Source organism: Stagnihabitans sp., from assembly GCF_964946895.1.
On sequence record NZ_CBBQHX010000019.1, the window covers coordinates 1 to 12,043 of the forward strand.

General features: G+C 64.5%; 12 protein-coding genes. 9 read left to right on the forward strand and 3 right to left on the reverse strand.

Annotated features, from left to right (window positions below; all coding sequences use genetic code 11):
- Positions 1 to 125: 125 nt before the first annotated feature.
- The 8 genes from AC1Y2B_RS13325 (at position 126) to AC1Y2B_RS13360 (ending at position 8,365) form a co-directional block, all read left to right on the forward strand.
- A complete protein-coding gene (locus AC1Y2B_RS13325; RefSeq protein WP_482253588.1) occupies positions 126 to 755 on the forward strand; it encodes a TetR/AcrR family transcriptional regulator in 630 nt (209 codons plus the stop codon).
- The gene (locus AC1Y2B_RS13330) at positions 752 to 1,687 is read left to right on the forward strand and encodes an HlyD family secretion protein (RefSeq protein WP_482253589.1); all 936 of its coding nucleotides are present in this window, start codon (positions 752 to 754) and stop codon (positions 1,685 to 1,687) included. Before AC1Y2B_RS13325 ends, AC1Y2B_RS13330 begins: the two co-directional genes overlap by 4 nt.
- 38 nt (positions 1,688 to 1,725) lie before the next feature.
- Positions 1,726 to 2,646: an ABC transporter ATP-binding protein gene (locus AC1Y2B_RS13335; RefSeq protein ID WP_482253590.1), complete on the forward strand. Its 921-nt coding sequence runs from the start codon at positions 1,726 to 1,728 to the stop codon at positions 2,644 to 2,646.
- Complete coding sequence (locus AC1Y2B_RS13340) at positions 2,643 to 3,767, forward strand: ABC transporter permease (RefSeq protein ID WP_482253591.1); 1,125 nt, start codon at positions 2,643 to 2,645, stop codon at positions 3,765 to 3,767. The genes AC1Y2B_RS13335 and AC1Y2B_RS13340 overlap by 4 nt, the downstream gene beginning before the upstream one ends.
- A gap of 501 nt (positions 3,768 to 4,268) precedes the next feature.
- Positions 4,269 to 5,393 (forward strand): extracellular solute-binding protein, encoded by a 1,125-nt coding sequence (locus tag AC1Y2B_RS13345; RefSeq protein WP_482253592.1) that lies wholly within the window; start codon positions 4,269 to 4,271, stop codon positions 5,391 to 5,393.
- Positions 5,394 to 5,499: 106 nt separating this feature from the next.
- The gene (locus AC1Y2B_RS13350; RefSeq protein WP_482253593.1) at positions 5,500 to 6,582 is read left to right on the forward strand and encodes an ABC transporter ATP-binding protein; all 1,083 of its coding nucleotides are present in this window, start codon (positions 5,500 to 5,502) and stop codon (positions 6,580 to 6,582) included.
- A 4-nt stretch (positions 6,583 to 6,586) separates the two neighbouring features.
- On the forward strand, positions 6,587 to 7,510 hold the full coding sequence (locus tag AC1Y2B_RS13355) for an ABC transporter permease (protein WP_482253594.1): 924 nt from the start codon (positions 6,587 to 6,589) through the stop codon (positions 7,508 to 7,510).
- 15 nt (positions 7,511 to 7,525) lie between these two features.
- On the forward strand, positions 7,526 to 8,365 hold the full coding sequence (locus AC1Y2B_RS13360; RefSeq protein ID WP_482253595.1) for an ABC transporter permease: 840 nt from the start codon (positions 7,526 to 7,528) through the stop codon (positions 8,363 to 8,365).
- 82 nt (positions 8,366 to 8,447) lie between these two features.
- On the opposite strand, the gene AC1Y2B_RS13365 is transcribed toward AC1Y2B_RS13360, so the two are convergent.
- Together AC1Y2B_RS13365 and AC1Y2B_RS13370 are read right to left on the reverse strand one after the other, a co-directional pair.
- The gene (locus AC1Y2B_RS13365; RefSeq protein WP_482253596.1) at positions 8,448 to 8,672 is read right to left on the reverse strand and encodes a YgaP family membrane protein; all 225 of its coding nucleotides are present in this window, start codon (positions 8,670 to 8,672) and stop codon (positions 8,448 to 8,450) included.
- Positions 8,673 to 8,866: 194 nt separating this feature from the next.
- A complete protein-coding gene (locus AC1Y2B_RS13370; RefSeq protein WP_482253597.1) occupies positions 8,867 to 10,366 on the reverse strand; it encodes a CoA-acylating methylmalonate-semialdehyde dehydrogenase in 1,500 nt (499 codons plus the stop codon).
- Between the two features lie 122 nt (positions 10,367 to 10,488).
- On the opposite strand from AC1Y2B_RS13370, the gene AC1Y2B_RS13375 reads away from it, so the two are divergent.
- The gene (locus AC1Y2B_RS13375; RefSeq protein WP_482253598.1) at positions 10,489 to 11,388 is read left to right on the forward strand and encodes a LysR family transcriptional regulator; all 900 of its coding nucleotides are present in this window, start codon (positions 10,489 to 10,491) and stop codon (positions 11,386 to 11,388) included.
- On the opposite strand, the gene AC1Y2B_RS13380 is transcribed toward AC1Y2B_RS13375, so the two are convergent.
- Positions 11,367 to 11,972, reverse strand: a complete 606-nt coding sequence (locus AC1Y2B_RS13380) for a hypothetical protein (protein ID WP_482253599.1) — start codon at positions 11,970 to 11,972, stop codon at positions 11,367 to 11,369. The genes AC1Y2B_RS13375 and AC1Y2B_RS13380 overlap by 22 nt on opposite strands.
- Positions 11,973 to 12,043 lie beyond the last annotated feature (71 nt).

Here is a 12,043-nt window from a genome sequence, read left to right on the forward strand (position 1 = left end):
AGGGCCGCCTGCCCTCCCGGACCCACCCGGGGATATTTGTACAAGTATGAAAGGGGGCAGAGAGCGGGGGGGCAAACAAGGGGGGATGGCTTGCAAATAAGTGACTGGTCGGTTAGTTATTGCGGATGAGCGAGGCTGGGATCAGCGCGGGGCGGCAGCCCAAGTTTCGGCGGCGGGCGGCGGCGCGGCCCGATGAGGTGCTGGACGCGGCCTTGGGGCTGTTTGCCGGGCAGGGCTTTGCGCAAACCTCGGTCGAGGCGGTGGCGCGGGCGGCGGGGCTGTCGAAGGCGGCGGTCTATTTGTACTTCCCGTCGAAGAAGGCGCTGCTGGCGGGGCTGGTGCGGCGGGCGGTGGCGCCGGTGGCGGAGATGGCGTTGGGCGCGGAGGGAGAGGCCCTGGCGGTGCTGGCGGCCTTGCTGCGCGCGGTGGTGGGGCGGCTGGCGGTGCCGGGGGTGATGGCGGTGCCGGCGCTGGTGCTGCGCGAGGCCGCGGTCGTGCCCGAGATTGCGCAGGTCTACCGGGAAGAGGTGCTGGACCGGGTTTTGCCAGCCTTGCGGCAGATCATTGCGCGGGGGATCGAGACCGGGCAGGTCCGGCAGGTCGACCCGGAGTTGACGGTGCGCTCGATCATCGGGCCGGTTCTGGCGCATGTGCTGTTGGCGCAGGCGTTCGGGGTTCAGCCGGCGGGCGGGCTTATGCTGGAGGCTTTGGTGGAAAACCACATTTCCATTCTGCAGGCGGGGTTGCGGCCATGACGGTCTGGGCGGAGGTCTTGGGCTTTGTGGGCGGGCTGTTCGGGGCAAGTGCTCCGGCCGGGTACAACGGGTATCTGGAGGCCGATTACGTCTATGTGGCGCCGTTGAGTGCGGGGCGGATCGTGGAGCTGGACGCGGCCGAAGGGTCGGTGGTGACGGCCGGGCAGGTGCTGGCGCGGCTGGACGATCCGGCGCAGCGGGCGGCGGTGCAGGGCGCGGAGGCGGCGGTGGCGCAGGCGCAGGCGAACCTTGACAACCTGGCGACCGGCAGCCGGGAGGCGGAGATTGCGGTGATCCGCGCCAGTCTGAAGAAGGCGGAGGCCGACCGCGATCTGGCGGCGGCGACGCTGGAGCGGACCTTGCAGCTGGCGGGGCAGGGACAGGTTTCGGCGGCGAAGGTCGATCAGGACAAGGCGGCGGCGGTGGCCTCGGCCGCGTCGGTCGAGCAGTTGGCGGCGCAGCTGGCGGTGGCGCAACTGCCGGCGCGCGCGGCCCAAAGGGGGGCGGCGGAGGCGGCGCTGGCGGTGGCCGAAGCGCAGGCGGAGGCGGCGCGGATTGCCTTGGCCGACCGGGTGCTGGAGGCGCCGATTTCGGGCATTCTGGACCGCAGTTTCTATCAGGTGGGGGAGGTGGCTGCCTCGGGGGCGCCGGTGCTGGCGTTGTTTGATCCGGGGCGGATCAAGGCGATCTTCTTTGTGCCGGAGGCGCTGCGGGCTGGGGTGGTGCCGGGGGCGAAGCTGTCGGTGGCCTGCGATGGCTGTCAGGGCGCGGTGGCGGTGGTGACCCGGGTCGGGTCCGAGCCGCAGTTCACGCCGCCGATCCTGTATTCGCGCGATGAGCGGGGGCGGTTGGTGTTTCGGGTCGAGGCGGTGGTGCAGGGGGCTGCGGGGTTGCAGCCGGGACAGCCGGTGACGCTGGAGGCTTTGCCGTGAGGGTTGGGCCATGAGGGTTGGGCCGTGAAGGTGCGAGCGTGAGCGAACTTGCCATTTCGGTCCGGGGGTTGACCAAGGTGTTTGACGGGCGCCCGGTGGTGGATGGCTTTGACATGGATGTGCCGAAGGGGGCGATCTATGGGTTTTTGGGGCCGAACGGCTCGGGCAAGACCACGACGATCCGGATGATGTGTGGCTTGCTGACGCCGGAGGCGGGGGCGGGGACCTGTCTGGGGTTGGACATTCTGACGCAGAGCCAAGCGATCAAGGAGCGGGTCGGGTACATGACCCAGCGCTTCAGCCTGTATGAGGACCTGACGATCCGGGAGAACCTTGATTTCATCGCGCGGATGTATCGGATGAAGGATCGTAAGGTGCGGGTTGGCAAGGCGCTGGAGGATCTGGGGCTGGGGGGGCGGGCCTCACAATTGGCGGGGCGTTTGTCGGGGGGGTGGAAGCAGCGGTTGAGCCTTGCCGCGTGCATGTTGCATGAGCCGGACCTGCTGCTACTGGATGAGCCGACGGCGGGGGTCGATCCCAAGGCGCGGCGGGATTTCTGGGATGAAATCCGGCGGCTGAGTGCACGGGGTGTGACGGTGCTGGTGTCGACCCATTATATGGATGAGGCGGTGCAGTGTGATTTCATTGCCTATATCGCTTATGGCAAGAAGCTGATCAGTGGGCCCGCGCGGGAGATTCCGCGGATGGTGGGGTTGCACACCTGGGTTGTGGAAGGCGGCGATATTGGCGCGCTGGAGGTGGCTTTGCGGGCCGATCCGGGGGTGGCGCAGGTCGCACGGTTCGGGGCGGTGCTGCATGTCTCCTCGCCCGACGCGGCGGGGTTGCTGGCGGTGACGCAGCGGCATCCGGGGCAGTGGAGCAAGCTGGAGGGTGGCCTGGAGGAGGCCTTCATCTGGCTGATGTCGGGGGCGCAGGACAATTTCGGGGCGCCGAGATGAGTTTTGCGCGGCTTTGGGCGGTGCTGGTGAAGGAATTCATCCAGATGCGGCGCGACAAGGTGACCTTTGTCATGATGATCGGGATTCCGATCATGCAGTTGATCATCTTCGGTTTTGCCATCAACGCCGATCCGCACCATCTGCCGACCTTGCTGGAACTGGATGACAGCGGGCCGCTGACGCGGGCGGTGCTGGAGGGGTTGCGGACATCGGATTACTTCGACTTTCAGGGGATTGTGACGGGGCCCGCGGCGGGGGCCACGGCGTTGCGCGAAGGCCGGGCGAATTTCGTCGTGGTGATTCCGGTGGGGTTTGAGCGGGATGTGGTGCGCGGGTTGCGGCCCGAGGTGCTGGTGGATGCCGATGCCAGCGACCCCTCGGCCTCGGGGGCGGCGGTGGCGGCTTTGGGCGGGATTGTCGACCGGGCGCTGAGCGACACGCTGGTGGGGGCTTTGGCGCGGCCGGGTGCTGCGGCCAGTGCGGTGCAGGTGGTGGTGCACAAGTCCTTCAACCCCGAGGGCAGGACGGCCACCAATATCGTGCCGGGACTTTTGGCCATCATCATGTCGATGACGATGGTGATGATCACGGCGGTGGCGATCGTGCGGGAGAGCGAGCGGGGCACGATGGAGGCACTGCTTGCAACACCTGTGAAGCCGATCGAAGTGATGCTGGGCAAGATCTCGCCCTATGTGCTGGTGGGCTATGTGCAGACGGCGGTGTTTCTGGTCGCGGCGCGCGGCGTGTTCGAGGTGCCGTTTCTGGGTGACCCTTGGGCGTTCTTTGCCGGGTTCAACCTCTATATCGTGGCCAATCTGGCGCTGGGGTTCCTGATCTCGACGCTGGCGCGCAGCCAGATGCAGGCGATGCAGCTGTCCTTCTTCACGCTGATGCCGTCGATCCTGTTGTCGGGGTTCATGTTTCCCTTTGCCGGAATGCCGGGCTGGGCGCAGGCGATAGGCGCGGCCATTCCGGCGACGCATTTCCTGCGGTTGACGCGCAAGGTGATGCTGAAGGGGGCCGGGGTCTGGGATGTGCGGCAGGACATGGCGGGGATTGCGGCGATCATGGCGGTGATCGTGCTGGCGGCCCTGCTGCGCTATCGCCGGACGCTGGACTGAGCGTCGGGCCAGCCCCGGCACACGGCGAAGGGCGGGGGCCAGCCCCCGCACCCCCGGGATATTTGGACCTGAATGAAGGGGCAAGGGGCGGCGATTTTGGCGACTCAGCGGCGGGCGGAGAATTGGATTTCGGGGCGGGGCCTGTCGCTGCACGGAATATGCCGGGTCGGTTTGGCCCGTGCTGAAATTGCGCGCCACCGGCGAAGCCTTGCCCCGGCGTCCGATGTCGCCCTGCAGCGTCAAAGCGGCGTTTTATGCCCGGTTGTCGTATTTGTACGCAAAATAACCGATCGGAGACTTTTGCTTTGTAACAGTGCAGTTGACACAGAGGCCATATGACAGAGTAAGGTTCGCCGCAGGAAGGGTGTGCCTCTGTCACAAATCTATCGTGTTGCGGGTGCATGACCATTCTTCAAGAACGGGGCCGGCCCGTCTGCGTGGGCAGGCGAGCCATGACCCCGGTCGATTTCCGCGCAAGCGGAGCAACAAAGGGAGACTGACGTGACCAACAAGAACACCATCAGCCGTCGTGGCTTCATGAAGACCACCGCGGCGGGCGTGGGGGCACTGGCTGCTCCGGCGCTGATTTCCTCCAAGGCGCTGGCCTCTTCGGGCGAGCTGAATTTCATGGGCTGGGCCGGCTATCCCGACCTGAAGGACAAGATCGTTCCGGCCTTCACCGCTGCCACCGGCATCAAGGTGAACTTCACCGAACAACCCGAGCAGGACTCGATGTTCGCGCAGGCCAAGGTTGCGATCCAGTCCGGCGGCGTCGACGTGACCGAACCGACCGTTGACCGCGTTTCGGCGTGGAATTCCAACGGCCTGATCCAGGCTTGGGACGACAAGAAGCTGGAACTGGCGAACTACCTGCCGGGTCTGATCGATGGCAATGCCGAGAAGCTGGCCCGCGTGGACGGCAAGCTGTTCTTCGCGCCGTCGAACTGGGGCACCGAAGCGCTGGTCGTGAAGTCCGACAGCGCCAAGCTGTCGACCCCGCCGTCGCTGGGCGATCTGTTCAAGCCGGAAAACCAGGTCGTCGTGCGTCCGCACTCGGCACTGGCTTCGGCCGGTCGTTATCTGGAAGCCCAAGGCAAGCTGCCCTTCCCGTGGCTGGACGGCTACACCGACATGGCCAAGATGACCCAACTGTGGGACATCGCGCTGGACTTCGCGATCAAGAACAAGAAGAACGTGGTTCAGTGGTGGTCGGGCGAGAACGACGCCCACGCCGGCTTCGCCGACAACGGCGCGACGCTGGGCCAGTGCTGGGACTCGACCGGCTACAACCTGCGCAATGACGGCTATGCCTATGTCGCCCCGGTTGAAGGCGCTTACGCCTGGAACCAAGGCTTCGTGCTGATGAAGAACGCCGCCAACGTCGATCAGGCGCATGAATTCGCCAAGTTCGTCTCTGGCCCGGATGGGTCGGCTGGCTGGGCGACGGCCTTCTCGGCCAACCCGGTCAACAAGGCGGGTTACGACAAGATGGGCCCGGACGTCGCCAAGTTCTACGGCGCGTTCCTGACCGAAGCGACCTCCAAGGCCCTGTGGTGGTGGCCGTCGCAATCGGCTGAATTCGTTGCCAAGCGCGGCGAATATGCCGACAAGTACAAGGCTGCTTGAGCTTAACGCTTGAGAAGGTTGCGCCGGGCCCCTTGGGGCCCGGCGTGGCATTAGCGGCGACTGCAGCCGCAATCACAAGAAACGACCAACAGGGAACGACAAACCGATGAGCGCCGGTATTGATCTGGATAATGTCTGCTGCGACTTTGGCAGCTTTCGCGCCGTGGACCATGTGAACGTCTCGATCAAGCCGGGGGAATTCTTTTCCTTCCTCGGGCCGTCGGGCTGTGGCAAGACCACCATTCTGCGCATGATCTCGGGGTTCACCGACCCGTCTTCGGGGGTGATCCGCATCGGGGACAAGGATATGAAGGGGCAGCGCCCCAACCAGCGGCCAACCGCGCTGATCTTTCAGAATCTGGCGCTGTTTCCGCTGATGCCGATCTGGGAGAATATCTCGTTTGGGCTGGAAGTGCGCGGCGTCGGCAAGACCGAGCGCCGGGCCAAGGCCGAGGAATTGCTGCGGCTGGTGGACTTGCCGGGGGCGGCGGACAAGATGGTCAGCCAGCTGTCGGGCGGCCAGAAGCAACGGGTGGCAATTGCGCGCGCGCTGGCGGTGGAGCCGTCGGTGATGCTGCTGGATGAGCCCTTGTCGGCTTTGGACCTGAAGCTGCGCCAGCATATGCGGGCGGAACTGCGCGCCATTCAAAAGCGCACGGGCGTGACCTTCATCTACATCACCCATGATCAGGGCGAGGCTTTGGCCATGTCGGACCGGGTCGGCGTCATGTCGCAGGGGCGCCTGCAGCAGGTGGCCAATCCGCGTGACATCTACAACACCCCGTCAAACGGGTTCGTGGCGTCTTTCGTGGGCGAGAACAACATCTTCGCGGGCTCTGTCGGGTCTGTGGGCGGCGGCATGGCGCGGTTTGACACGGTGCATGGCAGCTTCCGGGCCCGGGTCAACACGACCGAGGGCAAGGATATGAAGCTGTATGTGCGGCCCGAGCACACGATCATCTCTGCCACGCCGGGGGCCGAGAACAGCCTTGCGGCGACGGTGACGGATGTGGCGTTCGAGGGCAACTTCATCTCGGTGCATGGGGTGTCCGACACCGGGGCGGAGCTGGTGGCCGAACTGCGCAACGACGGGTCCAGCGCCATTCCGGCACCCGGTGACAAGCTTTACATGAGCTTTGCCGCCGAGCGCGCCTCGATCCTGCCTGATGGCCTGACGCGAGGGGAATGACCGGATGGATGACCTTCTGCGTCGCTATGGCCCGACGTTAACCGGCGCCTTCATGCTGCTGACGGCCTTCTGGCTGTTGATGCTGGTGATCCTGCCCAATATCACCCTGTTCGAGGCCAGCTTCCGCCCCTATCTGCCGGTGGTGGATGTGGGCGGGCCCAAGGACTTCTACTCGCTGAACAACTACGCGAAGTTCTTTGCCAACAGCACCGACACGGATTTCTTCGGGATCAATGTTCAGGTGCCGATCCATGTGAAGATCTTCTTCGGGACGATCTATTACTCGACGATGGTGACGGTGATCACTTTCGTCGTGGCCTATCCCCTGGCCTTCTATCTGGCAAAGGTGGTCAGCCCCAAGTCGCTGCCGACGCTGTTCCTGCTGCTGTTCGTGCCGTTGTGGGTGTCGGAAGTGCTGCGGTCCTTTGCGTGGTGGATCATTCTGGCGCTGAAGGGGCCGCTGAATGCGGTTCTGATGGGCATGGGCATTCTGGATCAGCCGGTGCGCTGGATTGCGGGTTATCAGGCCATCATCATCGGGCTGGTCTATACCTATGTGCTGTTCATGGTGTTCCCGATCTACAACGCCATCCAGTCGCTGGACACCAACCAGATCGAGGCAGCGCAGGATCTGGGCAGCCCGTGGTGGCGGACGCATTGGCGGGTGATCCTGCCGCATGCCAAGCCGGGCATCGCCTCGGGTGCGGTGATGGTGTTCATGCTGTCGGCAGGGTCCTTGCTGGTGCCCGCGCTGCTGGGCTCTCCGTCGAGCCTGTGGTTCACCCAGACCATCCAGCAATGGATGCTGGAAAGCCAGGACTGGAACACCGGGGCGGCCTATTCCTTCCTGTTCCTGATCCTCTGCACGGTTTTCGTGTCTTTGGTCATGTGGATCTTCAAGGTCCAGCTGACTGATATTGCGAAATAAGGGGAGGGCTGGATCATGACGGACAAACTGCGCCGGACCTTTTACAACATCTACATGGCGGCCTTTCTGGTCTATCTGCTGGTGCCCTTGGCGCTGATGGGCGGGGCAGCGTTCAACGACAGCAAACTGCCCTCGGTCTATCCGTGGAAGGGGCTGACGGATCGCTGGTTCATCGACCTGTGGAACGACAGCACGATGTGGTCGTCGTTCAGCAACACCATCCTTGTGGCCTTGGCCGTGGTGGTTCTGGCGGTGCCGATTGGCACGGCGGCGGCCATCGTGATCAACTCGATCAAGGGCAAGACGCGCTCGATCCTGTATGGCGTCATGGTGGCGCCGGTTCTGGCGCCGGGGGCGGTGATCGGGATTTCGACGATCCTGTTCTGGAACAAGCTGAACGTGCCGACGGGTCTGCATCTGTCGGTGTTGGGTCAGGTCAGCTACATTGCGGCTTTCGTGATGCTGATGGTTCTGGCAAGGCTGCAAAGCTTTGACGAGAACCTTGAGGAGGCGGCACTGGACCTGGGCGCCAGCCATTCGCAGGTGATGCGCCGCATCCTTTTGCCGCATCTGTACCCGGCGATTGGCGCGGGGGCGGCGATTGCCTTCTTCCAGTCGATCGAGAACTTCAACATCACGCTGTTCACCCGTGGCACCTCGCAGACCTTGACGGTCTATGTGTTCTCCAAGGTGCGGGCGGGGATCACGCCGTCGATCAATGCCTTGGCGCTGCTGCTGATTCTGGTGACCTTCTCGATGGCGGTGATCTATGAGATCCGCCGCAGACGGGCCGCGACGGTTGAGGCCGCGCGCGAGGCCGAGGCCCGGCGGGCCGATGAGGCGGGCATCATCTGAGGCTGTGCCGGTCTGATGAAAGACAAAAGGGGGCGGTGACGCCCCCTTTTTCATGCGCCGATGTTGGCGTCAGGCGGGCGCGTCAGTTGTCGTGGGCCTTGGAGGCCAGCGCCCGGTGGATCAGGTGCCGCAGGTTGTAAAGCGGGCAATAGCTGGCCGAGGCGGTGCTGAGCAAGAGGATGCAGAGGATGCCGATCGCCCAGCGCAACGAACCATCCAGCCAGCCGGAAAAGAACCACATGTCCAGCATCAGGCCGGCGGCGATGCGCAGATTGCGGTCAAAGGTGGTGATGTTGCGGCTGAACATGATAGCCCCCCTCAGCTCTTCCTGTTCGGCCACAAGACATCTTTATTGTGTCAACATCTAGTCTTGATCAGGGAGAGACCGGGGCACCCATGGGGCAAAGCCCTGCAAGCGTTTTGAACAGAAACGAAAAGGCCACCCCGCAGGGTGGCCTTGGGCGCCGGGGGAGCATCCGGCGCCGGGACGGGGCCGAAGCCTCAGTCCATCTGCTTGAAGTTGAGGCTTGCCCCCTCTTTGATGCCCGAAGGCCAGCGCGAGGTGATGGTCTTGGTGCGGGTGTAGAAGCGGAAGCTGTCGGGCCCGTGCTGGTTCAGGTCACCGAAGGCCGATTTCTTCCAGCCGCCGAAGGTGTGGTAGGCCAGCGGCACCGGGATCGGCACGTTGATGCCGATCATGCCGACGTTGACGCGGTTGGCGAAATCTCGGGCGGTGTCGCCATCGCGGGTGAAGATCGCGGTGCCGTTGCCGTATTCGTGGTCCATCGCGAGTTTGAGGGCTTCCTCGTAGGTCTTGGCGCGGACGGTCGACAGGACCGGCCCGAAGATCTCCTTGCGGTAGATTTCCATGTCCGAGGTGACGTGGTCGAACAGGTGCGGGCCGACGAAGAAGCCGTCTTCATAGCCTTGCAGTTTGAAGTTGCGGCCATCGACGACCAGCTTGGCCCCAGCAGCCACACCGGATTCGACCAGACGCAGGATGTTGGCCTTGGCGGCAGCGGTGACGACGGGGCCGTAATCGACATCGTTGCCGGCGGTGTAGGGGCCGACCTTCAGCTTCTCGATCCGCGGGATCAGCTTGGCGATCAGGCGGTCGGCGGTTTCATCGCCGACCGGAACGGCGACCGAGATGGCCATGCAACGCTCGCCCGCAGCCCCGTAGCCGGCACCCACAAGGGCGTCAGCGGCAAGGTCCATGTCGGCGTCTGGCATGATGATCATGTGGTTCTTGGCGCCCCCGAAGCACTGCACGCGTTTGCCGTTCGCGGTGCCACGGGCGTAGATGTATTCGGCGATCGGGGTCGAGCCGACAAAGCCGATGCCCGCGATTTGCGGATTGTCGAGGATGGCATCGACCGAGACCTTGTCGCCGTTGACGACCTGCAGCACGCCATCGGGCAGGCCAGCTTCCTTGAAAAGCTCGGCCAGCATCAGCGGCACGGAGGGGTCACGTTCCGAGGGCTTCAGGATGAAGGCGTTGCCGCAAGCCAAGGCCGGGCCCATTTTCCAGAGCGGGATCATGGCGGGGAAGTTGAAAGGGGTGATGCCGGCGGCGACACCGATCGGCTGGCGCATGGAGTACATGTCGATGCCGGGGCCGGCGCTGTCGGTGAATTCACCCTTCAGCAGGTGCGGGGCGCCGATGCAGAACTCGATCACTTCAAGGCCGCGCTGGATGTCGCCCTTGGCGTCGGGGACGGTCTTGCCATGCTCGGAGGAGAGGGCCTGCGCCAGCTTTTCCATGTCGCGGTTCAGCAGGCGGACGAATTCCATCATCACGCGGGCGCGGCGCTGCGGGTTGGTGGCGCCCCACTTGACTTGGGCCAGTGCCGCATCGGCGGTGGCGGCGTCAAGTTCTGCCTTGGTGGCAAGGGCCACGCGGGCCTGCACGTCGCCGGTGGCGGGGTTGAAGACATCGGCGAACTTGCCCGACGTGCCGGGAACATGCTTGCCGTTGATCCAGTGACCGATTTCTTTCATGGCGTCCTCCATCTGTTGCGGTGACAATAGTCTTGCGGAAATGCGGAGAACAGGGGCAAGATTTCAAAAGGGCTTTGCAGAATTGCAGGGATGGGGCGCGCCTGTCCGGCGGGGGTGTTGCGATGGATTGGGATGACGTGCGGATCTTCCTTGCGGTGGCGCGGACGGAAAGCCTGTCGGCGGCGGGGCGGGGGTTGAAGATTGATCCGGCGACGGTGGGGCGGCGGATTGCCCGGCTGGAGGATGCCATGGGGGCGCGGCTTTTTGCCAAGGGGCCGCAGGGCTATGCGCTGTCCGAGGAGGGGGCGCGGTTGCTGGGCCATGCCGAGCGGGCGGAAGCGGCGATGGAGGGGGCTGCAGAGGCGCTGACCGGGCCGGAGGGGCTGACGGGGCAGGTGCGGATCGGCGCGCCGGATGGCTGTGCGAATTACCTGCTGCCGCAGGTTCTGGCGCGGATTTGCGACGCCAATCCGGGGTTGGAGGTGCAGATCGTCGCCTTGCCGCGTGTCTTCAACCTGTCGAAACGCGAGGCGGACATGGCGATTGGGGTGTCTCGGCCAGAGGCGGGGCGGTTGACGGTGCAGAAGCTGACGGATTACCGGCTGCATCTGGCGGCCTCGCGCGCCTATTTGGCGGGGCATGGGCCGATCCTTGGGCCGGGCGATCTGCAGGGCCATCGGTTCGTGGGCTATATTCCGGACATGATCTTCGACAAGGAACTGGATTATCTGGCCGAGATTGGCGTGAGGCCGCCGCCCTTGGCGTCAAACTCGGTCTCGGTGCAGCTGAACTTTCTGCGGCATGGCGCAGGGCTGGGGGTGGTGCATGACTTCGCCCTGCCGGCGGCGCAGGAGTTGGTGCGGGTGATCCCCGATCAGATCAGCCTGAAGCGGGCGTTCTGGCTGATCCGCCATGCCGACGACGGGCGGGTGGAGCGGCTGAACCGTTTTGCCGCGCTGCTGACGGCGGAAGTGCGGGCCGAGATGGCGCGGCTGGAGGCTTACTGCGTGCAGGAGGGGTAGGGTGCTGCCTCGCCCGCGACCTTGTCGCAGACGCGGGTCAGGGCCAGCGCGTCGGCGCGGGGACGCCAAAGCGGCGGTGCGGCGTCGAGCGGTTTGTCCTGCGCCGTGCCGCGTTCGGCCCATTGCACGGTGTAGATGTCTTGCGCCCCTTTGAGGACCAGAAACACCATCGCCTCGGACTGGCCGCCGGTGTCGCCGCAGCCGAGGTAGCCTGAAAACACCTCGGTCGCGCCCTTGATCTGGGGCGGCGGCAGGGTGCGGGCGGAGAAGCTGTTGGGGCAGGCCGCCTGATAGCCCTGCGCCAGTTGGGTGGCGACATCGACGACGGCGATCTTGCCGGCAAGGCCCTTGCCGCCAGAGAGGGTGATCATCTGGGTCCAGGCGTCGACCGTCTCGGATTTCGGGGTGAGTTCGAGGAGGTAGGAGCCCTTGTCCTCGGATTCAAAGCCCGGTTTGAAATCGGAGGGCACGGCTATCGCCACCAGTTGGCCATAGACCGGGCTGACGACGATGGTGCCAGCGGCGTGAACGGGAGAGGCCAGCAGGCCAGCCAGGCAAAGGGCAAGACGGAAAACAGGGCGCATGGGAACCTCGGCGTTTTGTCTTGGGTAACGGTTGCGGCGTGTTTCGTCCAGCCTTGTCGAATTGTAATAAA